The sequence below is a fragment of the Nostoc sp. UIC 10607 genome (assembly GCF_047228265.1).
GTDB lineage: Bacteria > Cyanobacteriota > Cyanobacteriia > Cyanobacteriales > Nostocaceae > Nostoc > Nostoc foliaceum_A.
Genome location: NZ_JBIQNW010000058.1, coordinates 1 through 26,776 on the forward strand (window position 1 = coordinate 1; position 26,776 = coordinate 26,776).

Sequence of the window (26,776 nt, forward strand, 5' to 3'; positions counted from 1 at the left end):
CGTCCCCCTCTCTGTCACCCTTGTCTCAGTAAAATCCTCCATATATCAAGCATTCAGGACTTTTCTGCACCAGTAAGGATAAATACAGAGAATATCTGGATCAATACAAGCAAATCTTTACCGAGTTAGTAGATCAACAAGGATATCCGTTAGGGGAAAAAGCTAAAGCGGATTTGAAAAAATTACAGCAATACCTAAAGCTTAAAGATGAAGATGTAGCCCTCATTGATAAGGAAGCAGAAGATCAAAAGCAACAAGGAGAAATACTTCAGCAACAACAGGAAGCACAGAGACTGCAATTACAAAGGGAACAAGCAGAAGAAGGTGAGAGACTGCGACAAAAGAAAGCACAGAGGCTGCAAAGACAACGAGAACAAGAAAAAGCCGATAAGCTGCTACTAGAACAGCAATCTACTGATAACGATCTCCTTTCTGAGAAAGGCGTAGACTATACGCGGTTGCGTGATTTACTTAAAGCAGGGAATTGGAAAGAGGCGGATAGAGAAACTCTGGCTGTTATGCTCAAAGCATTGGCATGTGGCTGGCTTAGTCATGAATCTATTAATAACTTTCCTTGCACTGACTTACGCACCATTGACCAACTGTGGGAAAAATACAGCAATGGGCACTTTGGGTTTAGTGTGCAAAAGCGAATTTGGGAAAGCGTTGGAAAAAACTACGAAAAGTTTGGCGATCGCGTCGGATGGAGCGTAAAAGGAAGATTGTCGTTCACAATATCTCAGGACATAATAAGATTTCCCTATGGACATTTGCCTGGAGGGTGGGGAGGACTTAAGGATAGACAGGGGAGGTTGCTATTGCCCGAGTGGGTCTTCTCTTCTGTCGCGTCGAGACTTATAAACTGTAACATATAAGGCATACAGGAAATTGTGAAGATTTCCAAACAAGTCATTTCACACGAAGTATTGCGGTTTCTACGTTTTCGTTACCTGGTACTGGGCAGAAAAAAACTCTTCTTGTTGTGCTTGTAGTACAATGCAAGCTTTTTGGCTGTCATAGCAATTAGCAAATATAAATTTGCTCGCTACTTGTTCTATTTCATGGTTACTTGCTTCCCATTCATCCCAAGGTAGCCTCATACTAATTCGTAATTCGTAATTCATAATTAGACAAGTTGTAAGAAGCTCTCTCAATAATTTTAACTACTTGGGAAACCTCCAGCTTGAAAAATCTGTTCGGCAGTTAAATTCAATTCTGGGAAAGTAGGTGAGACGATGCAATCCGTACCTCTAAATTGAGTAACTTGGTATTCACCATCGATTAATTGATAAATAGACATAGTAGGCTGTTTGGGGTTGCCAGTGAACTTTTTAGCGCCTAAACCGAGATAATCTACAACCCAATATTCAGGAATTCCAATACCTTCATATTTACCTTGTTTTGTGTAGTAGTCATCATCCCAATTAGTACTAACTACCTCAACTACCAAGGGGATTGATGCCGGATATGATACAGTTGATTCTTTTTTGCATAACGGCTCATTCACTAAATTAAGACGATTTAATATCAACACATCTGGGGAATAGGCTGATACCGAATTAAAAGGTTTTATCAGCGCAGTTTTGGGAATTATATAAGGTAAATTTAATCGGTCAAATTCTACTGTTAGTTTTCTAGCTATAAAACCAACAACATCTTCATGGTCACCCGTTGGTTGGGGTATTTCAATAATCACGCCATCATGTAATTCGTATCTTCCGCCTTCGGGCCGCCACGCTGCAAAATCTTCAAAGCTTACTAGTTTGGGTATGGCTTGACTCATAAATTGTTGCCTTGTATATTGCCTTAATATTTGGGTCAAACTTTCCAGTTCAGTGCTTTATGTCTGGTTGATTTTCATCGTTAATTTACTCAACTTCAACATCAATGCTTTCAAAGCTGACAAATTGCTTTTAAAACTTGTAGCAACTGACTTGAACGCTCTCTTTCCATTAAATTTAATTCTGGTAACAGGTAATAAATAGGCGGATTTCCTTGTTCGATATAAACAAACTGATAACTTCTACCATTAGTCGTTAATCCCCAAACTGATTTTTGATTATCTAAATTTTTATAAGAGTATGTGAGTAGCTGAGGTAAGCCTGTTGATATATCAATCTGACTATTTTTAGATTCAATTAACAGTACCCAAAAATATCTTTGAAGTTTTGTATGTTTAGCCTTACTAATAGCTAAAATATCAAATCTACCTTTAATTCTGATATCTTCATCTTCAACTTCAATATCAGCAATATTCTCCTCCAAAACAATCTCGATAGGATAGCGATAAAAACCAGCTAATCTTAATAAAGGTGCAACTGCAAGAAACTTTACCTGACCTTCAGAAACTTTCCCTGCTGTCAGGTAGCGTCGAAAGTCATTTCTAATTTGCAGAAGTTCTTGTTGTTCTACTTCGAGGAGAGGTTCTAGAGATAAGTAGTTAGAAAATGATTCACTGTATTGTTCTTGAAAGCCAAACAGACGTTGAACTTCTTCTAAGGATAAATTACGAGCGTTGAGAATTGTCATATATTTTTGCTTGATTAAGGTGCAACTCAATCCAACTTTCTTATATAAAACCTATCTTAACCCCTAGCTGACTGACCAACTTCAACGAAAATATTAACCCTCAAGAAACTCCTCTTTAACTTCTTGACTCTGTGTTCTCTGTGCCTCTGTGGTTAAATAAAAAGCATTTGAACCGCAGAGACGCGGAGGGCGCAGAGAGAAAAAGAGATGTTAAAAGTATATTAGCCAAGTCTTCTTTTAACTTCCTCAGCCAAATCTACTAGTAGCACTTCTACTTGCTCACCTGTTTTCAAATCTTTCAGCGAGGATTTTTGCGCTGCTGCTTCTTCGGAACCAATAATTACGCAAAATTGAATTCCTTGCTTATCTGCTAGCTGAAATTGTTTACCTAAGGGGCGCTTATCAAAGTTAGTGATGACATTAATTCCAGCTTGACGCAGATGTTGCGAAACTTTTAAATAAGTTGGCATTAAATCTTCTTGCATATTCACTACCATCACCTGGGCTGGTGTAGCAGCTAAAGTACTAAGAATACCAGCTTTTAACAAGCGACTAATTAAGCGAGTTAATCCTATAGAAATGCCTACCCCAGGCATTTTTTCACCCAAAAATACCCCAACTAATTCTTCATATCTACCGCCAGAACAGATACTACCTAAAGCTTCATGTCCTAATAAGGTTGTTTCGTAAACTGTACCAGTATAGTAATCAAGTCCACGAGCAATGGATAAATCAATACAGAAACGATTTTCGGCAACTCCAAGATTACGCACACCTGCAATTACCGTTTCTAATTCGCTAATTCCCAAGCTCAATTGCTCGGTTTCTGACAGATTTTCTGCGAGGTGCTTGAGCTTATCTAATACTTCATCAACGGAACCATCTATTTTAATAAAATCAATAATTTTTTGAGCATGTTCTGCTAAAATACCATTTTTCTCTAAATCTTGTTTTACCTTAGTTTCACCAATCTTTTCTAGAGTATCAACAATGCCAATACAGGATTTAATTTGGTTCTCAGCAATTCCCACTGACTTAAAAAACCCTGTAAGAACTTTACGATTATTGATGCGAATCAAGAAATCACCAATATTTATTGCTTCAAATATCTCAGCGATAATTGCAGGCATCTGAGCATCATAGAGCAAGCTGAGTTCACGACGAGCAACTACATCAATATCGCACTGACGGAACTGACGAAAACGCCCATCTTTTGCCCGTTCTCCCCGAAAAACTACATCCATTTGGTAGCGGGCAAAAGGAAAGGTTAACTCATTGAGGTGACGAGCAATATACGCTGCTAATGGAACTGTTTGATCAAACTTTAAAGCTCTGGCTTCCGAACCAGTTTCGCCGGATCTATCTCTCTCGGCTTGGCGATTTGGTGGCAGGATGGGGTCAATGCCATAGATGATATTGTCGCCTTGATTTCCTTTAGCTTGCAGTACTTCTAAACGTTCTACAGCAGGTGTTTCGATGGGCGTAAATCCATAGCTTTCAAAAACTCTACGGATGATATTTAACAAATATAATTCTAGACGCTTTTCACTAGGCAGAAATTCTGGGAAACCACTAGGAGTAGAAAAGTTTATTTTGTCACCTTTTGCCATGCGTATACCTTACTAAGTTGAAATTTGAGATGAAAGCCTAACGACTATAAGCCGTGGCTACACAAACAAAGTCCGCCTGCGCGGACTGGAGAATGATGATTGATCATCTTTGAGAACAGAAATTACTATCTTACCCGTTCTTCTTGAATTAGGGTGCGTTGAAAGATTTGATTGTTTTTGAACCAATGCCAAGTGCGGGCACGATGGTTATTGTCAGGACTAATATAGATCATTTCATATAAACTCATGTCTGGGTTTGTTTTATAACTAAACCACAAAATCACAATTGAATCATCTGCTTCCCAAGCTTTACCTTGAATGCGATCGGTGTCAAACCAAAGTTTGTTATCTTTATAGATTCCTGGAAATTCATACTCCTCTTGTTTACCATCAGACCATTTATAGCGATTGATTTGGTAGTAGGGATGAGGGCCATTTTCTGGAAATTGACAAGTTAAGTGAGACTCGTAGCTGTCAAGGATTTTTCCGGCTGTATCAATTACTGTATAAGTTCCTACCCAATCTCCTTCATGACGGACAAGTACAGGCATTTCTTCTCGAATATTTGACATTGCAATTCACCTTTTATTGTTCTAACATTTAGAAAAATCGAGTAAAGTAATCGGGAAAAGTTTTCGCTGTACAACCGACCAGGGTCTTTTATTACAAGGCCTGGAATCTTTAAGCCAGTGACAGCAAATACCAGTCTTCATCGAAGGCGGCGGTAAACCCACTCCTTCAAGGGGTGTCCGGGATAGCCTCCCCGCCACCGTTAACTGCTGACTGATGACTGTTAACCGTCAACCGTCAACCGTCAACGTGAAATCTCATCCTCTTTTAGGGGTGGATGAGCTTAATAAATAAGGCATTTTCTAAAATCGAGTCACTTGGCGCTAAGACCGCAACGAGTAATGCCCGATTGGTAATACTTTTAGAAACAGGAATCTCTACCGCGGCATCTACTGGGCGATTCAGAACAGGGATTGCAATGGTATCCATTTTAAATCTCTGTGCAGGTAGTCAGCTACAACTTAATTATGTTCGCATATTATGAGTTGGGAGTGGTGAAGGTTGTCAAAGACGGCTTTAATCATCGCTGGCATAACTTGACGCGAAGCATAACGAATTCCGTTTTTCTTTCAAGCGATGCCTGCGGCGGGCTACGCCTACGCATTTATCGTCGGCTTTTAATGTTCTGGTTGAGGTGCTGCAAGTCACCTCTTTATCCACACCAATATCTTTCACCAGTTCCGCCGCTTGCGATCGCCAGTTTACGCTTTTATTGTCCACGCCCTGGCTTGCAATCTGCAAAACCCAACGCCTCTGTGTCGAGAAAACTTGCGATCGCCATCTCAATAATTGCTTCGATTGGATATTCAATTTCAGTAGCACGAGCAATTAGAGCGGCACGAATTTGTTCAGGTAAGCATCCTAAAATAACTTCGGCATCATTGGGGGAAAGTTGCTCTTGGGATTTTGCTTGCATCGCTTTACTACCCTTCGGTTGGAATTTGAACGTTGTAAGGAGGTTCGGTAGCTCTTAAAATAATGGCTTCTAGCTCCAATAGTAACTTAGGGTTTTCCCAATATGAAATGAATTGCACTGCGATTCGCACATCTTCATCGTTATACTTATCGAGCCACGCCCACAAAAAAGCTTTATGTCCACCACTAAAACGCCCCCGCAAGCTCTTGGTTTTACCGATGTACAGCAATCCGTCAGTCTTGTGCCTGATTGCATAGATGCCAGGACGAGCCGGAATGCTCCCAAAATCACGGGTCAAGGGTTGGCATTGTTCAAAGGGAATGAAGGCGATCGCATCCAGAATTCTCCGAGCTTGAGCTTGAAGCTCAGAATAATTTGTTGGCATGAAAACGAGAGGGGTGATGCTTAATTGCCTTCTGACGCACCAAACAAACGATATAAGGCACTTCACCACTTTTGGTTGCTTTCAGAGTAATGCTCTGCTCTAACTGCTCAATTTCCGCCGCAGTAAACTGCGACAGTTTGTAGTTTGAGTCTTTGAGGATATCGGCTAGGTTCATCAGGCGCTACAGGAGCTACATAAAGGCTTAGTCCGTTATCGAGTGTAACGCTATTGTAGAAACCGACCTATAGGCTTTCTTAATAGTTTGAATTTTTTTGCGTGACATCAATGCACACCTTTGACTAAACTTATCTTTCTAGGGTGTCTCAAAGACTTGTGTTGTGAACGAATAGACTTGTATTGTGAACAAATAGACTTGTGTTGTGAACGAATAGACTTGTATCGTGAACGAATAGACTTGTGTTCTGAACGAATAGACTTGTGTTCTGAACGAATAGACTTGTGTTCTGAACGAATGGACTTGTGTTCTGAACGAATGGACTTGTGTTCTGAACGAATGGACTTGTGTTATGAACGAATGGACTTGTGTTCTGAACCAAAACTATGAAAATTCTTCCAGGTGCTTTGGTTATCGTAGACGAAACTGTGGCAGAGGCGATCGCCTCTAGTGAAACAGATATTTTGAACAGAATGAGAATGCGATGCCAACTCTTGGAGACGATTTGCGTAGCTTGCTTCTCCAAAGGAGTACGGCGGCAAGCTACGTCATTGCTTACGGTAATAAGTTGCATAGTGATGATGGCATTGGTCACTCCCCATTCTCAAACCACCAAGGGTCATTAGTATCGTTAGTTTTAATTAAAATAGCTTTTTTTCGCATGAACCGTTTCAGCGCTGCTGCACCCATGCGTGACCCTCCCATACCAGAGAATTTGAAGGCGTTTTTCTCTCCCTCGTGCATGATGGCGGTAAGCGCAGCATCATTGATACTAATAGCACCTGCATCTATCTGCTGGGCAATTTCTAAGGCTTCGGCTTCTGAGGCAAAGACAGCAGCACTCAATCCATAAATTGAGTCATTCGCTAAAGACACTGCTTCCTCTACTGTGGAAAAAGGCATCACTGGCATAATTGGGCCAAAAGTCTCTTCGGTCATCACTTTCATGGAATGATTAACCTGAGTGAGAACTGTTGGACGACACCACCAACCCCCACCTAAGTCTTCAATTACACCGCCGCAGTGAATTACTGCTCCCTTTTCAACTGCATCTAGAAGATGGCCGCTAATAATTGCTGCTTGTCTTTCGGCAATGATGGGGCCAATTTCTCCACTTTCCACTGTGGGGTAGGCTAGCTGAAGGCGATAAGCTTTGGCTACTAGTTGATGGTAAAACTTTTCAAATATTGATTCAGCAACGTAAATCCGCTCAATTGATAAGCACGACTGTCCGGTGTTGACGACGGAACCCCATAAGATTGCTGAGGTTGCTAATTCTAAATTGGCTGATTCTAAAACGATCGCAGGGTCTTTTCCTCCTAATTCTAAAAAAGCCGGAATAAACCGTTTAGCAGCCGCTTCTGCTACTTTCCGCCCCGTCGCCACACTACCTGTAAAGCATACCAAATCTACATTCTCAATCAAATCAGATCCGGTTGCGCCTGCTCCTTCAACAAAAGTTAATACGTCGCGCAATTCGGGAACGGCGCTGAGTGCTGTTTTCAGTGGTGCTACGAAGCGGGGAGCAATTTCACTGGGTTTGACAATGACGGCACAACCCGCCAGTAATGCTGGAATGGTATCAATGGTAGACAGCAACAGCGGAAAATTCCACGGGCTAATTATCCCAACTAGGGGATAAGGAACGGATGTTTGTTGCAAGGCAATAAACGGAATTGCTGTGTTTTTTGCCGAGTCTTGCAGCAATTCCGGTGCTAACTTACACCAGCGATCAATGCTAGAGAGAAAAGAATCTATTTCCAATATTGAGGTCGATAATCTTCCTGTATCATTTACCAAAGCCTCAGTTAAGCGATCGCGCCCTGATAATATCGCTTCCTTCCACTGTTGTAAGGCTTCAATTCTCCCCTCTAAACCTAGTTGCTGCCAGCGAATTTGCCCTCTGCGGGTGCGCTTACATTGTTGTGCTAGCAGCCTTGGAGGCGGCGGGATAATTACGTAGTCAAATTTGCCATTTCGGGGATTACGGACTTCTATTGGATTAGTCATTAGTCATTGGTCATTAGTCATTAGTTAAGAGTTCTTTATTATTTATTCTTTATTTCTCCATGCCCCATGCCCTATTCCCCATTCCGAAATTCAAATTATTCCCAATTGGGCTAACCGATCAATTGTGGCTTGCTGGGTTTGGAGGAAGTGTTTGCGGTCTATTTCTCCCTCCAGCATAGTATTAGCTGGGTAAAAGTGTGATTGATGATAACTTTCGGCGTATAGCTCAAAGCGTTGGCGGGCAAGTAAATTATTTAACCCCGGTCGGTGGCGATCGCGGCGTAATGCGGCTAGGTCAATCTCGGCAAATGCTGCCATACTCTCGCCTGCACCTGTCTCTGCTAAAATGATTCCGCGATGGTCAATGATTTTAGAGCCACCATCGGCCGAAGCAATGGGGATAGCAATATTAGCGATGCCTGCGGTATTAGCAGAAACTACGTATGCCATATTTTCGACGGCGCGAGTGATTTTTGCCGCGTCTTTGGGGGTGAGGCTTTTGTTGTATACTTCCGAGGTGGAATGGACAAAAATCTCTGCTCCTCGCATCGCTAGACACCGCGCCACTTCTGGATACAAAATTTCTTCTGATGCTAAAGCTGCCAAATTACCGATCGCAGTTTTAGCTACGGGGAAAACTCCCTCTAAACCATAGCAGTCAAGATATTTATCCCAAACATCATGGGGTGTGGGGGCAAACAAGGAATTTAGCCGCCGATAGCGCAAGACAATTGAGCCAGAAGGGTCAAGAATAAAGCAGGTTTGGAAGTACAATCCGGGAAAGTTAGGGTCAACTTCGTAGGCGTTACCAGCTAAAAAGATTTTGTGCTTTTGGGCAATTTTACCAAGTGCCTCATACTCAGCACCAGCCATTTCTATACAAGCTTTTTCTGCCCATCCTGCTAGAGAATCTCCCATCGGGAAACCAGTAAGGAAATATTCTGGCAGTACAATTAAACGACAATCGAAACCGATGAAAGCGATACTGGCAGCAATTTGTTGCGCTAGGCGGTTGATGGAGTTTTGCATGAGCGATCGCGCTTGGAGGCAATCGCTTGTTTGGTTGACTGCATGACAGGTAACTTGCAGTGCTAAAGCGCGGTAGGATTCTGGATTAGTGGGCATGGGGCATTGGGTAGTTGTCTTTTTCTAATGACTAATTCGATCACCACCCCAGAGCGATCGTACAAGTTTATCTGTTAATTCAGAACCAAACATCTGTGCGGCAAATTTATTACCTGGATCACGTTCAGCACTGGTACGGCGTACCAACAAATCACGAGCCGCCAAGGCTTCCCGTGCATCTTCTGGTACAGGTTCAGCTGCATCTACCCAAGTTAGCCAGCGATCGAGGGTTTCATGTGCAAGTGTGCGAGTTAGTTCAAGGGTCTCAAAAGTAGGTGCGCCGGTATAGCATAAGCTCACAGGCGATTGAAATAGGCGAACATACACACTTTTGCTGGTAAATACTTTTAGGCGCGAATCGTCCTGCAACTTTAAGAATGTTTGGTTAACTGGCTCATAGTAGCGATCGAGATATTCCAAATCGGTTAAAAGCTCAGTCCGAGGAATGTAATCTATATAAAAGAAAATATTCGGCAGTGTGCCAAACTCAAAAGCCAAATGAGGAACCTGGATATGCGACTTCAACCAAGTGGTGAGACGCATGGTGCTAAAGTTTGATTTTTCAGGGTTTCCTAACCACGAATGAACTAGCCAGTCAATTTCTTGTCCAGAAAAAATAGTCAGCGATCCGTTGATATTGCCATCGAGACTGCGGTATTGCTGTAAATCTTGTGTAGAAGAGTCTGGATGTAACTGAAAACGAGCCTCCAATTTTTGGTAAAGTTCCTTTGTAATTCCCCACAAGTGCTCAAATACAGCTTTATTATCTAGATCAGTTGGTTGCTGAGTCATAGTTTGAGTTTGTTGCTTTTATATAGACTTTATGTTTAGTTTGACACTTTCCGGTGTTTAGCTCGTTGCCCATATTGAGCAAGGCATTCATCGAATTCAGGGTTGTGGGAAACAGCCCATCAACTAAACCATGATAAAGCTATTGCAGTAACATCTTTAGTAAACTATATAAGCCTTCAAGGTTTCCTGGCCCGGCGGTGGCATTTATCAAAGCAGACACAATTGATTGACTAAAAGTTATGGCGCTCATAGTTCAAAAATACGGTGGTACATCTGTCGGTTCAGTCGAACGTATTCAAGCTGTTGCACAACGCATTTACAAAACCGTTAAAGCTGGAAACTCTCTGGTTGTAGTGGTTTCCGCAATGGGCAAAACCACCGATGGACTCGTCAAACTAGCTAATGAAATTTCTCTAAATCCTAACCGCCGGGAAATGGATATGCTGCTTTCCACTGGCGAACAAGTAACCATTGCCTTACTCAGTATGGCATTGCAGGAACTCGGACAACCCGCAATTTCGATGACTGGTGCTCAGGTAGGAATTGTTACCGAAGCTGAATACAGCCGCGCTCGGATTTTACATATTGAAACTACTCGCATTAGCCGCCACATCAATGCCGGAAAAGTAGTTGTAGTAGCAGGATTTCAAGGCATTTCCAGCGCCGGAGAAATGGAAATTACGACTTTAGGACGTGGTGGTTCTGACACTTCAGCAGTAGCGGTCGCAGCCGCATTAAAAGCAAATTTTTGCGAAATTTATACAGACGTTCCAGGGATTTTAACTACAGACCCCCGCTTAGTTGCCGAAGCCCAGTTAATGGATAACATTACCTGTAATGAAATGTTGGAACTAGCTAGTTTAGGGGCAAAAGTGCTGCATCCTAGGGCTGTGGAAATTGCTCGTAACTATGGTGTTCCCCTAGTCGTCAGGTCTAGCTGGACAGATGCCCCCGGTACTTGGGTGACATCAGCTAAACCCCAAGGGCGATCGCTGATCAATCTGGAAATTGCCCGTCCAGTAGATAATGTAGAATTTGACACTGACCAAGCGAAGGTTGCTTTGTTGCGTGTACCCGATAAACCAGGTGTCGCAGCAAGGTTATTTGGCGAAATTTCCCGACAAAAAGTAGACGTAGATTTGATTATTCAGTCAGTTCATGAAGGTAACAGTAACGACATTGCATTTACAGTTACAACACCAATATTAAAACGGGCAGAAGCAGTAGCAGCAGCGATCGCCCCAGCACTAAGGAATCAATCTAACCCCAAATCTGACGAAGCCGAGGTAATGGTAGAACATAACATTGCCAAAGTCAGCATCGCTGGCGCAGGAATGATTGGCCGTCCTGGTGTAGCTGCAAAAATGTTCGCCACCTTAGCCGAAGCTGGCGTAAATATCCAGATGATTTCCACCAGCGAAGTGAAAGTAAGTTGCGTAGTCGATGCAGCCGAATGCGATCGCGCCGTCAGCGCACTCTGCACAGCTTTTGAGATCGAAGTAGGGGAGAGTCCATGCACAAATTCTTCTCTGCCCAATTTTCCCCCCGTTCGTGGTGTGGCCTTAGACTTGAACCAAGCGCGTCTTGCTATTCGCCAATTGCCAGATCGGCCGGGGATGGCGGCGAAGTTGTTTGGACTATTAGCGAAACATAATATTAGCGTTGATATGATTATCCAATCTCAGCGCTGTCGGGTGATTGATGGTGTTCCTCGGCGAGATATTGCCTTTACAGTCTCGCGGATCGACGGTGAAAGTGCAAAAGAAATGCTCACCCAAGTAGCAGCAGAGTTAGGATGGGGTGAAGTTGTTTTAGATAGTGCGATCGCTAAGGTGAGTATTGTCGGTGCAGGTATGGTGGGACAACCAGGTGTTGCCGCAAAAATGTTTGAAGCACTAGCCGAACACCAAATTAATATTCAAATGATTGCCACCTCAGAAATTAAAATTAGTTGTGTCGTGGCACAAGAGCAAGGTGTTAAAGCTTTGCAAGCTATTCATGCTGCTTTTGAACTAGCTGGTAGTGAAAAATTTGTCGTACCAGCGTAGAACTAAATTTGGAATTTGGAATTGCTGATTATCTATTTTTGAAATGCCATTTTTCCATCATGGCTACCATTTCCGAAAGCCGACGTTCACCACACCAAACTAAATCAAGTTTTTTGAGTTGTTCGAGGCTAATACCACCATCTTCCTCAGCAATGCGATAATATTCTTTATCTCCCATTGCTGCTAATAAATGCCCAAAAATAATAATTTCATCGAACTGAGGATTTGTCTCTGGATCGTTCAAGATTAGCATTGCTCGTTCTTGGGACAGTCCTTGGAGAGTATTGACAATAAATCGTGTGGGAAAGTCTGCATCCTTAAGTTGAGGATGACGCGACACTAATCCAGCCAACAACACTCCTAAATAAGCTGCTGCTTGAGAATTACTCAATAACTCCATTTGTTGGATGGCAATCTCAGTCAAATTGCTAAAAAATGCACACCCCAACTGTTGTTCGATGGTAGTAACTGGATCTAAGATTAACGAGTTTTCTAACTGTGCCTCAAATGATGCTTGATCCTCCTGTGGCAATTGGCTAAGTAAGATTTCCTTGGCGCGATCGCCTATGATAATACTGTGATCAGACCCAGAGCTAAAGTCCTTGCCTGGTTCCAAACCTTTACTCACTAAAATTTGAAAGACGTTACTTTGAGCTTTTTCCTCCATCTGTTCATATTGAGCTTGTCCAATAAAAGTTTGACAAAACCAACTGTGGCTGTCAGAGTCGCATTCGACCATTACCTCATTAACAATCAAATCAGTTAACTTTTCCGATCCCAAAATTCTTTGCCACTCTACAATTAAGCTAGTAATAGCAGCTATGTCACGGTAATTGAGCGCCTTAAGCAATTGACGCTTCGCAGTAGCTACCAAGCCTTTTTTTCGCCCAAATACGTTGATTTCCAATTTTTTTATATGGAGTTTTGGATAATTCAAGCTGTTATTTTTTTACCCCATTTGAGGGTTAGGTGTCATGAGTGGGATTGCTGAAGAGTCCGGATCAAAATATCCCCCCCCTATGCATTTACCTATTTTACTAAGTCTAGTTTAACTCACAAATTTTACTTCAGTTTGGTAATATGTAAGCGTATTAAGTCTGTAATATTCGCTTAACAAAGACAAATATTACTAGCAATATGAAGCATTAGCTAATAATTAATACTTTTACATGCCATTCTGGCATTGATTTTTTTTTAATAAATATTTTTTTTAAAAAATAGTTACCAGTAATAACACGTAAGCTATAATCAAGCAATTTATTAATTACATATTTATATTGATGCGTATTCATTTACGAGATGGACGTTACCGAATACTAAAAGCTCTAAATGATGGGGAAAAGGCAAAAACCTATCTAGTGGAGGATGCTAATCTTCCTGACAACCAATTTATAGTCAAGCAGTTACATACTCCTAGTAGCAATCCTCAAAGTTTAACCAGCCTGCACCGCTTGTTTGCCAGTAAGGCAGCAACTTTAGAAAAACTAGGGCAGGAACACGACCAAATTCAGAAGCTAATTGCTTATTTTGAAGAAAACGAAGAATTTTATATAGTCCAAGAATTCATACCCGGTAATCCTTTAGCTGACGAAATTATCCAGGGACAACCTCTGAGGGAAGATCAAGTAATTAATCTTTTATCAGAGATATTAAAAATTTTAGTAATTGTACATAGCTTTGGTGTAATTCATCGGAATATTAAGCCAACAAATATTATTCGCAGGGAGTCAGATAAAAAGTTAGTTTTGGTTGATTTTAGTAATTTTAATGAAGCCATTACTAATACCGTTGATAATCTCGAATATATGCCTATAGAACAGGTTAACGGCAACCTGAAATATAACAGCGATATATATGCTTTAGGTATGGTTGCGATCGCCGCACTTCTAGGTTTACCTGCAAACGAAATATCTAATTTGCGAAATCAGAAAAATCGGCTGACCGACGAAATAGTTTGGCATAACAAAAATACAAAATTTAACAGAAAATTAGTAAAAATTATTAATAGAATGGTACGTTTTGACTATCGTAAGCGTTACCAGTATGCAACCGAAGTTTTAGACGATCTGAAAAAATTAACAAATGTTAAAGATCAGAAAAAACAGCATGATAAAAAATTATTACTAGTTTTGACGGGGATAGCTGGCTGTATAACACTTGGTGTTGGAGCGTGGCAATTGAGGTCGCTAAAACCTGTAAGTGATGCTCAACAGACATTATACCAAGAGGGAGTAAATAAATATGAGGCAGGAAACTATGAAGGGGCAGTAGAAGATTTCAATCAGGCGATTGAATTAGAGCCGCAAAATGCTCTGGCTTATAATCGGCGAGGCGATGCTTATTATCGATTAGGAGACTACGAGCAAGCACAAGCAGATTCTAGCCAAGCCATTTTGCTGAATCCTCAAGATGCTAATGCCTATTTTGACCGAGGATTTGCTTTTTCTGAATTAGGCAAATATAAAGAAGCGATCGCAGACTATACCCAAGCGATTAAATTGAATTCTGAGAATGCTTATGCTTACTATGGCCGGGGGTTAGCTCGTGCTCAAGTGAAGGATAATAAAGGAGCAATTGGAGATTTTAGCAAAGCGATCGCTCTCAAGCCACAGTATACCGAAGCCTACTTACAACGAGGGATTCTTCGCCGTCGCCTCCGACTTAGACAAGGAGCAATCCAAGATTTTGATACAGTCATTAAGATTAATCCTAGTGATGCCAAAGCTTATTATCAAAGGGGTTTAACTCAATCTATTAATAAGCAAAAATATGCAGCACTTAAAGATTACACAGATGCAATTAACATCAATCCCAAATACATAGAAGCCTATCTGAATCGTGGTGATGTTTACAGTGATTTGGGAAATAAAGTAGAAGCTACTGAAGATTACAACACTATTTTACAGATTGATCCTAAATTTATTGCAGCTTATATTCACAGAGGTATTCACCGTTTTTCTTTCGGAGATTATAAAGACGCGATTGAAGATTACACCGAAGCGCTGAAACTAGATCCTAATGATGTAGCAGCTTACAACAATCGTGGTAACGCCTATCTCGAACTGGGAAATAAAAAAGCTGCAAATCAGGATTATTCACGAGCGATCGCAATTAATCCTAACAATGCCTTAGCCTACTATAATCGGGGTGTGATTCGCGCCAAGCAGAAAAATAAACAGGGAGCGATCGCAGATTTCAAAAAATCTGCAAAACTATTCCAACAGCAAGGAGAAAAAGATAGTTATCAAGATGCACAAAGAGAAATTGCAATTCTGCAAAATAAGTCAGCACCAACGCCAACTACTCGTCCTAAATCTGGGAAAAGAGAAAAAAATTGAGCTATGACTCAATATAGTTTGTAGTAAGCACTAAAGTGCTTATAAAATCAGGGATAAAGTACTTACTACTTACTATGAGTTACCGGATTGTCTTATGACTCAATTAGGATACTGTATGCTAACTCTCCTCACTTTTTATCCAGACAATCTGGAATTATTCAGCAGTAGTGATGTCGATACAGTACTGAAAAGAATTGATGGTTCTCACAATATTTGGTTGCGCTGTATTCACTTCCGCGATCGCACTGGAACCGCCAGAATTATCAATCACTTTGGACTAAATCCATCTCGTGTTGAGATGATTTTTAACCATTCCTCTCTAGGAATTGATGAAGACATAGAAGATTGTTTATTTGACAGCTATGAAATTCTAACTTCTCAAATAAAAAATAACGAATTTGAGGTTGTGCGTGGCAATATTGTGGTTGGAAATAATTTTATTATCACTTTTGAAATTACAGAATTAAAAATTTTAAGCAATCTAACTAATAATTTACAAAAGCGAACTCCAGATATTCCAAGTCTGGGAATTGACTATCTTTTTTATCTTATTCTAAAATATGTTTTGAATAACTATGATAATGTATTTGATTATATTTCTAGAAAACTTGATGATTTAGAAGATGAAGTGTTAGAAAAATCAGGTGATGAATCAACCTACCAAAAAATTGCCACCATGAGGCAATCTACTCGTTCGGGACGACGTAATTTTCAAAGCATCAAGTTACTTATGGCTATTATGAATAACGAAGATTTCCAATGGATCACCCAGCCAGTGAAGGAACTATTCAATCAAGAATTAGTTCATCAGGTTGATAAACTTTGGCAAGAATATCAATCTCTGAGAGCGTGGATGTCAGAATTAATGGAAATTCAACGCGATAATATTGCTAGCAAAACTGGTGAACGAATTAATCGTCTGACTATCCTCTCGACTATATTCTTACCAATAACTTTCATGTCTGGTTTCTATGGTATGAACTTCAAATATATGCCGGAATTAGATCAGCCTTGGGCTTATCCTGCTGTGATCTGCATGATGGCATTAATTGTATTTAGCAGTATTGCTTATGCAAAAAAACAACGTTGGTTGTAGCATCTATTAAGTTACAGAATATTGTTGGAATAGAAAGTAACCCTAAAACGGTAAATAAACGTGAATCTCCCATTAATTATTCGTGCTGAAAAACACAACGAGAGAACAGCAATCGCTACAACAGATGGAGCATTTACCTATCGAGATTTGCTTCACACTTCAAGTCAAATAGCGACAAGTCTTCTTCAGAATGCAGAAGATTTACAGGAGGAACGAGTTGCCTTTCTCATTCCGCCTGGGTTTGAGTATGTAGCCACTCAATGGGGGATTTGGCGTGCTGGTGGCATAGCTGTACCTCTGTGTGTTTCCCATCCACGCCCAGAATTAGAGTATGTAATTACTAATTCTGGAGCATCGATTATTATTGCTCATCCTAATTTTGAGGGTATACTGCGATCGCTAGCTGAAGAACACAATTTGAGATTTATCCTTACCTCAGAAACGCTCCCATCTGATATTGCTACGCTCCCAGAGGTAGATATCACTAGACGCGCCTTAATTCTCTACACCAGCGGTACAACAGGTAAACCCAAGGGTGTGGTTACAACCCATCAAAATATTCAAGCGCAAGTGACTAGCTTAATCACCGCTTGGGAATGGACATCTAGCGATTCTCCTGCAAAGACGCTGCGCGATCGCATTTTACATATACTGCCACTACATCATATTCATGGAATTATTAACGTACTGACTTGTGCTTTATGGGCTGGGGCGGAGTGTCAGATGTTGAGCAAGTTCGATGCCGAAACCGTTTGGAACCGAATTTGTGATGGTAACTTAACCCTATTTATGGCAGTACCAACAATTTATGTAAAACTAATTGCTGCTTGGGAAACGGCCTCTAAGGAACGCCAAAAAAGTATGTCAGAAGGCTGTGCTAAGATGCGCCTAATGGTTTCTGGCTCGGCAGCATTACCAGTTCAAGTTTTAGAAAAATGGCAGACTATCAGCGGCCATTTTCTACTTGAGCGCTATGGGATGACGGAAATCGGTATGGCGTTATCGAACCCTTTACACGGTGAACGGTTGTCTGGATATGTGGGGAAGCCACTACCTGAAGTTGAAGTGAGATTAGTAGATGAGAGCGGAGAGTTAGTCCCCGCAGGAACACCAGGAGAAATCCAAGTTAAAGGGCCCGGAGTGTTTCTAGAATATTGGCAAAACCCCCAAGCAACCGCCAAAGCTTTCCAAGATGGCTGGTTCTGTACTGGAGATACCGCCGTAGTTGAGAACGGTAACTACCGAATTTTGGGCCGGATGAGTGTGGATATCATCAAAACCGGAGGGTATAAAGTTTCAGCTCTGGAAATTGAAGAAGTATTGCGATCGCATCCAGATATTCAGGAATGTGCAGTGGTTGGGGTTGCCGATCTTGAGTGGGGTGAGCGGGTGTGTGCCGCGTTAGTATTGCAAGGTTCACAACCTTTAACATTAGAAGCTTTCAGGAGTTGGGCAAAAGAACGATTGGCAGTTTATAAGGTGCCAACCCAAATTTTGATAGTTGAAGAATTACCGCGCAACGCGATGGGGAAAGTTACTAAACCGACAGTGGTTGAGCTATTTTGCTGATAGCGATCGTAAACGCTGAACTAGACCTAGAAATTTTCAACTTGCCAATGCTCAAATCCAGAAGAAGCTAGCCCAAATCAGTCTTGATGCCGGATACGAGTTGCCAACCCTTTGTACACCCAGCGAACTAATGGGAGAGTAGATATGTGGAAAGATGAAATTATTGAAGAGATTTATAGAATTCGAGAAGAACATGCAAAGGCTTTCAACTACGATTTACAAGCAATTTGTGATGATTTGCGACAAAAACAAGCTGTAAGTAATCGGCAGATCATTTCACAGCCACTCAAACAACCCAGTCGCCAAAATAACAAATGCGAATGTCAAAATAACAAATGCGAACGCCAAAATAACAAATGCGAACGCCGAAATAACAAATGCGAATGTCAAAATAGCAAATGAGTTCGCCGAAATAGCAAATGAGTTCGCCGAAATAGCAAATGAGTTCGCCGAAATAACAAATGCGATCGCCAAAATAACAAATGAGTTCGCCGAAATAGCAAATGAGTTCGCCGAAATAGCAAATGAGTTCGCCGAAATAGCAAATGAGTTCGCCGAAATAGCAAATGCGATCGCCGAAATAACAATTGCGTAGGCGTAGCCAGCCGTAGGCATCGCCCCTAACTAATTCCTCACCCCTTCGGAGGTTTAGGCGGACACCAAAAGAGATTTTTACTAGACACACCAAGGGATTCCAGAATTCCTCGCATTACCTCTGTGCAGTATATCCAGTGTCCCAAATCGTCATACATGCGATCGGGATTAAACTCGACATTGTAGTGCAGCACATTGGGAAGGTCTAAAAACTCATCATTGCTTTGGGGAGAAAGAAGTAAGAGATTAAATGGTTTTCCCTGGCATTGTTTTTCCAGCTTGTTGACTAAATCTATCACACCACCGCGATCGCTAATTCCTGTACGAACAAAAAGCACTTTGTCGCAGTGTCGCAGTGCGTACCAAAATCTTTCAGAACGTGCCGTGTACCGAACGCGCATCCGTTCATGGACAGGAGACATATCGCTCGTTGGGTCGTCTGTCTCCTCAACTTCATGGGCAAAAGACAAACCCGACCATTTACTATGGTAGATTCTGCCTGCATCTGGGCTGTAGTGCAAAAAGGCAGGATTCCACATATCATAAAAACCGTTTTCGATCGCATCCGCAACATCTGCAATATTGGTGGTGCGCGTTAGATCAAAGGGAAAAGCAGGGCCATCATATTCCATTTTATACAGCATCATGCGGACGGCACAGCGATCGCCAAGAGGAAGAATAGCCACACGGCTGATATCCGATAACTGACATTTATATTGGAAAAACACCGCAGACTTAGGTGGTGCTTTCACCCGACTTTCTAGCCCATCGTTGCCAATCATCATGGTGCGAAAGGGGGCATCGGGATAAAGTGGATCTTCATAGATACCCGATGGCATGGCTTTAAGTGCGTTGCAAACCTCTGTCCACATCGGCTGGATGTTGTACTCGTTGTCTGATTCGTTGATCACCCAGAGGTGTTGTTTGTCCGGTTGCAAAATTCCCAAATGTCCGTCATAGAACAAAACTTGTGAGTTGTTGGGCGAAAAAAGATTGAAGGCGGCGCTATATTCTAAGTCGGCACCAGGGGGGATATTTACTGTGGTGGCGATCGCGCCATCCTCTACAGCAAAGAAGGGGAGCGTCCCTGGTTGGGTATCCTTCGTAATGTAGATACCCGGTATCAATCCAGCCTTACTTTGCAGTGCAGTTTGCAATTCCTGCCAATAGGGAGCGATCGTGTAGCTGTATTGTGATCGATTAATGATCCGTAAACGCTTCTCTTCCATACAGACAGAGACATGAAAGCCAGCATTGTCAAAGTAGATGGGAAATTCATTCGGTTGTCGGAAGCGTTGTTTTTCTTTTGCCAATTCGTCTTTGTCGATGTCGAATAAGTGATGGTCGATCTGCTGATACATAAGGCTGTGACCAACCGTGTTCGGGTGAGCCGGATCAAAGGATGTCCCTGCTTTCCATCGTCCTTGTCCATCATCCACGGCTGCCAACCAATCCAGTACGGTTACATCCCAACGAAGCATCCGCTTGTGTGTGTCTCGGATCAGCCAGTAATGTTCCAGGGAATAGTCGCCATTAGGATAGACACCGCCCAAAATCGGAATAGCCCCAATGTCCCGCGTCATTTTTACCAGCTGCTGCAAGCCACTTTCAAACCGCCGTTGTATTGCCCGCCGTTCATGAGGGGGACAGTAGGCTAAACCTTCGTTACCTAGAGACAGGGCAATGATTACAATATCTGGTTGTTCTGGGGTGACAAACCAGGGAAATCGAGCGATCGTTCTGCTGACATTCGCCCCCACCTCGGACACATTCACAAGTTGATGCCCATATTTTTGCTGTAAAGCCTGTGCCAATAACCAAACCCAACCTTTCAAATACCAGGCTTTATGACCTAATGCGACGGAACTGCCAATGACCACGATTTTGAGTCTCTCAGCCTCTTCATTCAGGGGTATCTTGACAGCAGGCTCATCAATGTATCCAAAGGGGTAAGGTTGTAAATAGCCGAATGCGCCATCATCCACAATAATCGTGCTGGAATGATCGTTAGGGTCAATCGGTATCCAGCGGTTTGTATCTAGTAAACTTTCCCATCGGGCATTGCCGTTTGCATCGAGACGCACATATTTATATTCAACCCTCTGGCGATTGCCCAATTCTAAAGACGGCTGAATGTCAATTTCTATATCTGTCCACCATAAAGGATAGCGATCGCCACTGGTACGCAGGTAGACACATTTCTTGATGTCCCACAGTCCCAACTCTGGAGTAGAACCGACAAGACCGATGGATTCGCCCGTTTGCGTATATCCACTAATCTGGAATCGATACATAAAGTTTATCCTGATTTAGTGAGTATGATGCCAGACAGAAAGGCTGAATCCTTAAACCTGTTTTGACAATATCACGTAGAAGTCTTAATAATCCGGTATTAATCTTCTTAAGTATATTGACGTTCTGATTTACATTACCCAAAGCTATCAGCAGTCAAGCTTTTCAAAAATTATTTGGATTTTTATAGAAGATATAAAATAAAGGATATTGCATTAAAAGTTTTGGCACAACTAAGAACAAATCAAAAAAAGGATAAGGTTAAGTTAAATTTTTGCTTCAGTCCTTAGGGACTTCCAACTAAAAAAATATCCCATCGCTTTCTTGGCAGGGAGCAGGGGGGAGCAACAGTCGTGTTGAGTCCAGAAATTAGGATAATTTATTTTTTGGAGTTCCCTTATCTAAAAACCTTATTGAGACGTAGCACTGCTACGTCTCTTTTTCACCGGATGTCTAATGAACTCTCCCTCTTAATGATTCAGCATCAACAGGTTTGATTAGGTAAGTCTGCAATAAATGCCCAACAATGGAGGCTATTAAGGGTAATTTTTGGCAGAATTTTACAATTGGTGAGCGATCGCTCTTGTTAATCTCTGCTAGTTTCAGATTAAGGTCAGAACACTTCTCCAACCGTCGGAAAAACTCTGGGTGATTTGTATTTAAAATCAACGGAAAAGCCCGTGCGGCGGTGTTATTCGTCTCTTCAATGACTCTAGTATTATATTCGCGCGGGTCTATCCCAATAGATTGATAAAAGGTGGCGCGTTCAAATACTGTCAATGTGTGAGTAGCAAAAACACTCAGCAAAAAGAAACGTACCCATAATCTAGCTCTCCAATTGTTCCATAGTTGAGGTTGCGATCGCAGTAGTGCTTTAAAGAAATCTCCATGTCGATTTTCATCCTGACACCAACTCTCAAACTTGCGAAAGAGAGGATAAATTTGGTGTTCTGGATGTTTTTCCATGTGACGATACACTAAAATGTAGCGCCAGTAGCCAATTTTCTCGGATAGGTAGACTGTGTAAATAATCCACTCTGGCGGAAAGAAGGTATAAGTGCGATTTTTGGTTAAATAACTTAAGTCAAGAGAAAGATTAAAATCTGCCATTGACTTATTCAAAAATCCCGCATGGCGTGCTTCATCCCGCGCCATAAAATTAAAAGCATCCGCCAGAATCGGATTGCGGTTTTTCAGACGGCGCGATAATTCTTTGAACAGCAGAAATCCAGAAAACTCTGATGTGCAGGAACGTTCCAAAAAGTCAATAAAGGCGGCACGCGTTTCTCCATCAATGTGATCCCAACACTGCTGAAATTCTTCATCACGGACAAAGTGATGACGATTATAGTCTGCTCGTAACTCCTCTACAATCGCTAGTAACTCAGCCTCCTGGGACGAAATATCCAACTGTGCCGCAGCTTCAAAGTCAGTGGTATAAAACCGGGGTGTTAATAATGTTTCTTGAACAGGCGCTTTTACACCTGGCTTCAGCAACTCAGGTTGTGAGGTTTCCAGAGACTTAACCATGAGAATCCTTTGATTATTTCATCCTTTAAAAGTTATATAAGCATAAATAGCTGTTTGTAAGCATCAGTTAAATTATTGAAAGCAAATTGTGAGAAATAAACTTATTAACTATTGTTTCAGGAGAGTTTAAATGCCTATTCCCCAACCAGTTTTGTTACTACTCAAGTGGGATGTGCCTAAGGGTGAAAATCAGAAAAACCTAAATAAATACTAATATCTTTATAGTTATATATAAATTAATAGTTAAATAATCTTAGGAGAAATAAAAATAGCTGGGATTTGCATCGGCAGTGGTACTTGCTGGATAGAGTAATGCAGATCCTTTCTAAACCTAGAATAACAATCTTTTAGCTGGCCCTGGCAAGCATCCTGAGTCGGTGACTGCCCAGAAACCTTGCCCTTGAACACGAAGGAAGCAACAATGAGTAGTAATCTAGCCATCAAACTGCGCTCTGGAACTCAACAAGCCCACACATCTGCGGAAAATGTGGGATTCATGAAATGTTTTTTGAAAGGAGTTGTGGATAGAGACTGCTTCGCCAAGTTCTTAAGCAACTTGTATTACGTTTACAGCGAACTAGAAGCGGCATTAGAAAGCCATGTAAAGCATCCTGTGATTAGTGCAGTTTACTTCCCAGAACTTAATCGCCAATCGTCGCTCGAAAAAGACATGGTGTTCTATTATGGGGATAATTGGAGGCAGCAAGTTACAGCCTCACCCGCTACCCAGAGCTACATTGACCGCATTCGGGAAATTTCTGTTAGTGAACCAGCCTTATTGCTAGGTCATGCCTACACTCGCTACATGGGCGACCTCTCTGGAGGTCAAATGCTACAAAAAGTTGCTCAGTCAGCCCTGAAGCTTTCTGGCTATGAAGGCACATCCTTTTACAATTTTGAGCAAATTCCTGACAAAAAGGCATTTAAGGATAAGTATCGTCAGGCATTAAATGCATTATCTATTGATGATATAACAGCAGAACGGATTGTTGCAGAAGCTAATAATTCCTTTGGGTTCAATTTACAGATGGCTCAAGAGTTAGAAGGAAGTTTAATTAAAGCACTCGGTCAAGTTCTGTTTAATAGCCTCACTCGTTCCCAAAATTCAGGTAGTACTGAAGTAACTGCGGCTAATTAAGTTAGTCATTAGTCATTGGAGTTAGGAGTTAAGAGTTAGGAGTTAGTAATTATTCTGCTACCCTGTGGCGGAAGTTTGCCTAGCTTTTCCCTCATCTCCCTCATCTCCCTCATCTTCCCCACTCCCAACTCCCCTCATTCATTGGAAAGCAACTAAATGGTTTTTCTATTACCTGGTGTCAAGTTTGATCTGGATCTGATCCAAAAGTACGACACTCGCGCACCTAGATATACCAGTTACCCACCCGCTACAGAGTTAAGCGAAACATTCACTGAAACTGATTTTAAGGCCGCGATCGCAGCATCGAATCAACGCAAAACTCCTCTTTCTTTGTATTTCCATATCCCCTTTTGCCAAAGTGCTTGCTACTTCTGCGGCTGTAACACGGTAATTTCTAACAACAAAAATATTGCTAAACCTTACGTGGAGTCTTTAGCTCAAGACATTAAAAACACGGCAGCTTTAATCGATCCAGACAGAAAAGTGCTGCAAATTCATTGGGGAGGCGGTACTCCTAATTACTTGGATCGTCATCAAATAGAATTTTTATGGAAAAATATAAATCGTCATTTCAACATCGATCCACAAGCAGAAATCTCAATTGAGATTAATCCCCGTTATATCGATAAAAACTACATTTTCTTTTTGAGAGAGATTGGGTTTAACCGTATTAGTTTTGGCATTCAGGATTTTAATAGCCAAGTTCAACTGGCTGTAAATCGTGTCCAGCCGGAAGAAATGCTCTTTGATGTCATGAGTTGGGTCAAAGAAGCTAAGTTTGAAAGTGTGAATGTAGACCTAATTTATGGTTTACCCTATCAAACCCGCGATACATTTCGGGAGACGCTGAAAAAGACTATTGAATTAGATCCTGACCGAATTGTTGTCTTTAACTTTGCTTATGTACCGTGGTTAAAACCAACACAAAAAAATATTCCTCAAGAGGCGCTACCCCCAGCAGAGGAAAAGTTAGAGATTCTGAAAATGACCATTGAAGAATTGACGAATAACCAATATCTATTTATTGGGATGGATCATTTTGCTAAAACTAATGATGAATTAGCGATCGCTCAACGTAATGGCACTCTCAAACGCAATTTCCAGGGCTACACTACCCACGCTGAAACAGAACTCTTTGGTTTTGGTTCTACATCCATCAGTATGTTAGAAGATGCTTATGCCCAAAACCACAAGGAATTAAAGGATTATTATCAGACACTTGCAGCAGGTGCTTTACCTGTTAGTAAAGGTGTCAAGCTTACTCAAAATGATATTATCAGGCGGGACGTGATCATGGGTATCATGTCTCACTTCCAGTTACATAAGCAAGATGTTGAAAACAAATATAATATCAGTTTTGATGAATATTTCTCTGAGGAGCTAGAGGCATTAAAACCACTAGAAGCTGATGGTCTAGTTAGTTTATCAAAAAATCAGATTCAGATTACCGACATCGGTAGATTACTAGTAAGAAATATTGCCGTCATCTTTGATACTCACACAAAAATGCGAGAGACAAAATTTTCCCGCGCCATTTAATATTCCTTCCGTAAATATTGGCTACATATTATCCCCTCAATCTACCTTTAAAATAATGGCTGAGGGGATTTAACTAATTACGAATTATTTTAACGCATCTCCAAAAAGCTAGATAAATTTTTTATGTCTTAAGATAGATATAAAATAACACAAAACAATTGATTAATGTTGTATTGCTATACTGCTAATCAGGTTTAGAGTTATATATTAAAATAATCAATTAATTCATTTATTACAAAAAGTTTTTATTTGGTCTTTATAGCATAAGAATGCCAAATATCATCCAGTTTTGATGTCATCTCTTTTCCTTTGTCTAACTTTTGGATTTAGCATTTATCCCATCTGATAGAAAGAATTTTGGCTCAGAGTTGATAACTTAAATACAAGTGAAGTCTTTCTCTTCTGTTACATCATAATTTTTGGAAGTCTAATCGTATGTTTTTTCACAAAAAAGAACCTATTCATGCAGTTAACGTTAGTGAACCAAACCCTCGTTTTGCTCAGTTGCTTTTAGAACAGTTTGGTGGAGCTACTGGAGAACTTAGTGCAGCACTTCAATATTGGGTTCAATCATTCCATGTCGAGAATGCTGGAATTAAAGATATGCTCCAAGACATTGCGATCGAGGAATTCAGCCATTTAGAAATGGTTGGTAAACTCATCGAAGCTCATACAAAGAATACAGATCAAACAGAGGCTTATAAGAGTACTCTCTTTGCTGTCAGAGGTATTGGGCCTCATTTCCTAGATAGTCAGGGTAATGCTTGGACTGCAACTTACTTGAATGAAGGTGGAGATGTAGTGCGTGATTTAAGAGCTAACGTTGCAGCTGAAGCTGGTGCTCGTCAGACTTACGAAGAATTGATTAAGTTGGCAACTGACAAAGGAACCCAAGAGACTTTAGTCCATCTGTTAACACGAGAAATTTCTCATACCCAGATGTTTATGAAAGCTCTAGATTCGCTGGGTAAGTTGACAGATCCATTCTTTGGTAATATTAAACCAGATGAAACTGTTGCTCTCTACTACAACCTATCTACAGATGGTAATGGTCAAGATGAGCGTGGCCCTTGGAATTCTGAACCAACATTCAAATACATTGCAAATCCGTTAGAAAGTCACTCTTAATGGTCGTTAACTGATGACTGTTGACAGTTAACAGTCATCAGTCATTAGGTAAATGTACAAATTAAATGCGTAACAGCTTATCCACCTCAGGTATTTTTTAAGGGAAATTTAGCTTTGTCCAACCTATGACAATCCTAAATTATTCGTAAACAACCAGATTCCCGACTTCTTAAAGAAGTCGGGAATCTAAGCCAAGTAGTATTTGCTGATATTCATTTGGATACAACACGCGTTTCGGACATATATCTCTGCGCTACGAAGAATGGACTATCCTAGACTTAATAGAAAATGGCTATAAATATTTAATTTAGCCACACTCAAGAAGTCAGAGCGATCGCCTCTTCAATATTTATCCCGACGTTTCTGGATTCAGAAATTAATTCAACTCAAAA

At 41.2% G+C, this 26,776-nt stretch carries 25 protein-coding genes and 2 pseudogenes; 10 read left to right on the forward strand and 17 right to left on the reverse strand.

The window, feature by feature from the left end; translation table 11 throughout:
• Positions 1 to 173 precede the first annotated feature (173 nt).
• Positions 174 to 875: a GUN4 domain-containing protein gene (locus ACEYW6_RS29200; protein WP_412982505.1), complete on the forward strand. Its 702-nt coding sequence runs from the start codon at positions 174 to 176 to the stop codon at positions 873 to 875.
• A gap of 60 nt (positions 876 to 935) precedes the next feature.
• Here the strand turns inward: ACEYW6_RS29200 and ACEYW6_RS29205 are convergent, their stop codons facing one another.
• From ACEYW6_RS29205 to ACEYW6_RS29250, 10 genes and pseudogenes are all read right to left on the reverse strand, one after another.
• On the reverse strand, positions 936 to 1,124 hold the full coding sequence (locus ACEYW6_RS29205; RefSeq protein WP_412982506.1) for a hypothetical protein: 189 nt from the start codon (positions 1,122 to 1,124) through the stop codon (positions 936 to 938).
• 35 nt (positions 1,125 to 1,159) lie between these two features.
• Complete coding sequence (locus ACEYW6_RS29210) at positions 1,160 to 1,783, reverse strand: Uma2 family endonuclease (RefSeq protein ID WP_412982507.1); 624 nt, start codon at positions 1,781 to 1,783, stop codon at positions 1,160 to 1,162.
• A gap of 110 nt (positions 1,784 to 1,893) precedes the next feature.
• Entirely contained in the window at positions 1,894 to 2,529 is a 636-nt protein-coding gene (locus tag ACEYW6_RS29215; protein WP_412982508.1) for a restriction endonuclease subunit R, read from the reverse strand.
• Positions 2,530 to 2,750: 221 nt separating this feature from the next.
• Positions 2,751 to 4,139: a histidine--tRNA ligase gene (gene hisS / locus ACEYW6_RS29220; protein WP_412982509.1), complete on the reverse strand. Its 1,389-nt coding sequence runs from the start codon at positions 4,137 to 4,139 to the stop codon at positions 2,751 to 2,753.
• A 125-nt stretch (positions 4,140 to 4,264) separates the two neighbouring features.
• Positions 4,265 to 4,711 carry a DUF3598 family protein gene (locus ACEYW6_RS29225; protein ID WP_412982510.1) on the reverse strand — a complete coding sequence of 149 codons (447 nt, stop codon included), beginning with the start codon at positions 4,709 to 4,711 and terminating at the stop codon, positions 4,265 to 4,267.
• A 286-nt stretch (positions 4,712 to 4,997) separates the two neighbouring features.
• A pseudogene (locus ACEYW6_RS29230) lies at positions 4,998 to 5,138 on the reverse strand (3-phosphoshikimate 1-carboxyvinyltransferase); the annotation flags it as partial.
• A gap of 87 nt (positions 5,139 to 5,225) precedes the next feature.
• A complete protein-coding gene (locus tag ACEYW6_RS29235) occupies positions 5,226 to 5,429 on the reverse strand; it encodes a hypothetical protein (protein ID WP_412982511.1) in 204 nt (67 codons plus the stop codon).
• A complete protein-coding gene (locus ACEYW6_RS29240; protein ID WP_412982512.1) occupies positions 5,419 to 5,625 on the reverse strand; it encodes a hypothetical protein in 207 nt (68 codons plus the stop codon). The genes ACEYW6_RS29235 and ACEYW6_RS29240 overlap by 11 nt, the downstream gene beginning before the upstream one ends.
• Positions 5,626 to 5,632: 7 nt before the next feature.
• Complete coding sequence (locus tag ACEYW6_RS29245; RefSeq protein WP_412982513.1) at positions 5,633 to 6,010, reverse strand: GIY-YIG nuclease family protein; 378 nt, start codon at positions 6,008 to 6,010, stop codon at positions 5,633 to 5,635.
• Positions 5,991 to 6,185 carry a hypothetical protein gene (locus tag ACEYW6_RS29250; protein ID WP_412982514.1) on the reverse strand — a complete coding sequence of 65 codons (195 nt, stop codon included), beginning with the start codon at positions 6,183 to 6,185 and terminating at the stop codon, positions 5,991 to 5,993. The genes ACEYW6_RS29245 and ACEYW6_RS29250 overlap by 20 nt, the downstream gene beginning before the upstream one ends.
• Before the next feature lie 386 nt (positions 6,186 to 6,571).
• Between ACEYW6_RS29250 and ACEYW6_RS29255 the strand changes: the two genes are divergently transcribed.
• The gene (locus ACEYW6_RS29255; RefSeq protein WP_412982515.1) at positions 6,572 to 6,811 is read left to right on the forward strand and encodes a hypothetical protein; all 240 of its coding nucleotides are present in this window, start codon (positions 6,572 to 6,574) and stop codon (positions 6,809 to 6,811) included.
• Here the strand turns inward: ACEYW6_RS29255 and ACEYW6_RS29260 are convergent.
• The 3 genes from ACEYW6_RS29260 to ACEYW6_RS29270 form a co-directional block, all read right to left on the reverse strand.
• Positions 6,777 to 8,195, reverse strand: coding sequence for an aldehyde dehydrogenase family protein (locus ACEYW6_RS29260; RefSeq protein ID WP_412982516.1), 1,419 nt, complete (start codon positions 8,193 to 8,195; stop codon positions 6,777 to 6,779). The genes ACEYW6_RS29255 and ACEYW6_RS29260 overlap by 35 nt on opposite strands.
• A gap of 90 nt (positions 8,196 to 8,285) precedes the next feature.
• Positions 8,286 to 9,320 (reverse strand): nitrilase-related carbon-nitrogen hydrolase, encoded by a 1,035-nt coding sequence (locus ACEYW6_RS29265; RefSeq protein ID WP_412982517.1) that lies wholly within the window; start codon positions 9,318 to 9,320, stop codon positions 8,286 to 8,288.
• A gap of 24 nt (positions 9,321 to 9,344) precedes the next feature.
• Complete coding sequence (locus ACEYW6_RS29270; RefSeq protein WP_412982518.1) at positions 9,345 to 10,112, reverse strand: red chlorophyll catabolite reductase; 768 nt, start codon at positions 10,110 to 10,112, stop codon at positions 9,345 to 9,347.
• Between the two features lie 239 nt (positions 10,113 to 10,351).
• On the opposite strand from ACEYW6_RS29270, the gene ACEYW6_RS29275 reads away from it, so the two are divergent.
• Positions 10,352 to 12,160, forward strand: a complete 1,809-nt coding sequence (locus ACEYW6_RS29275) for an aspartate kinase (RefSeq protein ID WP_412982519.1) — start codon at positions 10,352 to 10,354, stop codon at positions 12,158 to 12,160.
• 28 nt (positions 12,161 to 12,188) lie between these two features.
• On the opposite strand, the gene ACEYW6_RS29280 is transcribed toward ACEYW6_RS29275, so the two are convergent.
• On the reverse strand, positions 12,189 to 13,067 hold the full coding sequence (locus ACEYW6_RS29280) for a hypothetical protein (RefSeq protein WP_412982520.1): 879 nt from the start codon (positions 13,065 to 13,067) through the stop codon (positions 12,189 to 12,191).
• A gap of 373 nt (positions 13,068 to 13,440) precedes the next feature.
• Here ACEYW6_RS29280 and ACEYW6_RS29285 point away from each other — a divergent pair, with 373 nt between their 5' ends.
• The 4 genes and pseudogenes from ACEYW6_RS29285 to ACEYW6_RS29300 all read left to right on the forward strand — a co-directional run.
• Entirely contained in the window at positions 13,441 to 15,498 is a 2,058-nt protein-coding gene (locus tag ACEYW6_RS29285) for a tetratricopeptide repeat protein (protein ID WP_412982521.1), read from the forward strand.
• A 115-nt stretch (positions 15,499 to 15,613) separates the two neighbouring features.
• Positions 15,614 to 16,594 carry a magnesium transporter CorA family protein gene (locus ACEYW6_RS29290; protein WP_412982522.1) on the forward strand — a complete coding sequence of 327 codons (981 nt, stop codon included), beginning with the start codon at positions 15,614 to 15,616 and terminating at the stop codon, positions 16,592 to 16,594.
• A gap of 60 nt (positions 16,595 to 16,654) precedes the next feature.
• Complete coding sequence (locus ACEYW6_RS29295; RefSeq protein WP_412982523.1) at positions 16,655 to 18,163, forward strand: acyl-CoA synthetase; 1,509 nt, start codon at positions 16,655 to 16,657, stop codon at positions 18,161 to 18,163.
• A 40-nt stretch (positions 18,164 to 18,203) separates the two neighbouring features.
• Positions 18,204 to 18,305, forward strand: a pseudogene (locus tag ACEYW6_RS29300) (DNA-binding protein); the annotation flags it as partial.
• 134 nt (positions 18,306 to 18,439) lie between these two features.
• On the opposite strand, the gene ACEYW6_RS29305 reads toward ACEYW6_RS29300, so the two are convergent.
• From ACEYW6_RS29305 to acsF, 3 genes are all read right to left on the reverse strand, one after another.
• Positions 18,440 to 18,778, reverse strand: a complete 339-nt coding sequence (locus tag ACEYW6_RS29305; protein ID WP_412982524.1) for a hypothetical protein — start codon at positions 18,776 to 18,778, stop codon at positions 18,440 to 18,442.
• A 17-nt stretch (positions 18,779 to 18,795) separates the two neighbouring features.
• Positions 18,796 to 21,051, reverse strand: coding sequence for a DUF1796 family putative cysteine peptidase (locus ACEYW6_RS29310; RefSeq protein WP_412982525.1), 2,256 nt, complete (start codon positions 21,049 to 21,051; stop codon positions 18,796 to 18,798).
• A 451-nt stretch (positions 21,052 to 21,502) separates the two neighbouring features.
• Positions 21,503 to 22,579 carry a magnesium-protoporphyrin IX monomethyl ester (oxidative) cyclase gene (gene acsF, locus ACEYW6_RS29315; protein WP_412982526.1) on the reverse strand — a complete coding sequence of 359 codons (1,077 nt, stop codon included), beginning with the start codon at positions 22,577 to 22,579 and terminating at the stop codon, positions 21,503 to 21,505.
• Between the two features lie 421 nt (positions 22,580 to 23,000).
• Here acsF and ACEYW6_RS29320 point away from each other — a divergent pair, with 421 nt between their 5' ends.
• The 3 genes from ACEYW6_RS29320 to ACEYW6_RS29330 all read left to right on the forward strand — a co-directional run bounded on the left by ACEYW6_RS29320 (position 23,001) and on the right by ACEYW6_RS29330 (position 26,384).
• Positions 23,001 to 23,717 carry a heme oxygenase (biliverdin-producing) gene (locus ACEYW6_RS29320; RefSeq protein WP_412982527.1) on the forward strand — a complete coding sequence of 239 codons (717 nt, stop codon included), beginning with the start codon at positions 23,001 to 23,003 and terminating at the stop codon, positions 23,715 to 23,717.
• 156 nt (positions 23,718 to 23,873) lie between these two features.
• Positions 23,874 to 25,256, forward strand: coding sequence for an oxygen-independent coproporphyrinogen III oxidase (gene hemN / locus ACEYW6_RS29325; protein WP_412982528.1), 1,383 nt, complete (start codon positions 23,874 to 23,876; stop codon positions 25,254 to 25,256).
• 435 nt (positions 25,257 to 25,691) lie between these two features.
• Positions 25,692 to 26,384, forward strand: coding sequence for a manganese catalase family protein (locus tag ACEYW6_RS29330; RefSeq protein WP_196509967.1), 693 nt, complete (start codon positions 25,692 to 25,694; stop codon positions 26,382 to 26,384).
• The last annotated feature ends 392 nt before the right edge of the window (positions 26,385 to 26,776 follow it).